This window comes from Dehalococcoidia bacterium, from assembly GCA_025054935.1.
GTDB lineage: Bacteria > Chloroflexota > Dehalococcoidia > SpSt-223 > SpSt-223 > JANWZD01.
This window is the reverse complement of sequence record JANWZD010000073.1, coordinates 1-563: the sequence shown is the minus strand read 5'-3', so window position 1 is coordinate 563 and position 563 is coordinate 1. Positions and strand designations below refer to the sequence as shown.

1 protein-coding gene is annotated in these 563 nt (G+C 69.4%); it reads left to right on the top strand.

The features are described 5' to 3' along the window. Positions 1-429, top strand: a 429-nt coding sequence (locus NZ773_16320; GenBank protein ID MCS6803492.1) for a DUF1156 domain-containing protein, incomplete at its 5' end; no start/stop codon positions are given. Between the last annotated feature and the right edge of the window lie 134 nt (positions 430-563).

Sequence of the window (563 nt, the reverse complement as noted above, 5' to 3'; positions counted from 1 at the left end):
GGCTTCGGCGAGGGCGAGTTCGGCGTGGCCGAGACCCTGAGCAAGGCCAAGAACACCAGCGTCGCCGGCATGGTCGAGGCCGGCATCCTTGAATCCAAACGCGGCAAGGTGCGCCTGCTCAAGCCCGAAGAGCTGCCCGCCAATTGGGACCCGGCGGCCGACCCGCGCCTGACCGCATGGGAGACCGTCCACCACCTTATCCGCGCGCTCGAATCCGGCGGTGAGAGCGCCAAGCTCGGTAGCCGGGCCGAGGCCGCGCGCGAGCTGGCCTATCGCCTGTACACCCTGTGCGAGCGCAGGAAGCGCGCCGCCGAGGCGTTGGCGTACAACGGCCTGGTGCAGAGCTGGCCGGAGGTGGTGCGGCTGGCGCGCGAGGGCGGCCGGCCGAAAGCGGCGCAGGTGGAGATGTTCGAGGAAAGTGAGGAGTAACCCATGGCCATCACCAATCAGGAGCGCGTCGGCAAGGCGCTGGAGCTGTTGCGCGCGGGGCTGGCGCCCTATGTGGAGCGCGAGGTGCAGGACAAGATTCGCAGCGGGTTGGTGCGCGTAGAATCGCTGCGCCG